The following is a 256-nucleotide window of genomic DNA, read 5'->3' as shown; positions in this document are numbered from 1 at the left end:
ACGACCTACTCTCACATGGGAACTCCCACACTACCATCGGCGATGTCACTTTTCACTTCTGAGTTCGATATGGGATCAGGTGGTTCAATGACTCTATGATCATCAAGAAATTCTGTTTGTCAGAACAAGCTCTGTTTATGGCTTATTCATTGACGAATTCTTTGTCTTTAACAATAACTTTTTGAATAGAACGATAACCAAGCCTCAAACCAGCTTGTGATGTTTTACCATCTAAATCGTAATATAACGCTAAACC

General features: G+C 38.7%; 1 rRNA gene. It reads right to left on the bottom strand.

Annotation, left to right across the window (positions count from 1 at the left end):
* Positions 1-107: ribosomal RNA gene (rrf, locus tag TW85_RS25175) — 5S ribosomal RNA — on the bottom strand; the annotation flags it as partial.
* Positions 108-256: the final 149 nt, after the last annotated feature.

It is taken from the genome of Marinomonas sp. S3726, assembly GCF_000967665.1.
Lineage (GTDB): Bacteria > Pseudomonadota > Gammaproteobacteria > Pseudomonadales > Marinomonadaceae > Marinomonas.
This window is presented reverse-complemented; position numbering and strand designations above follow the sequence as displayed.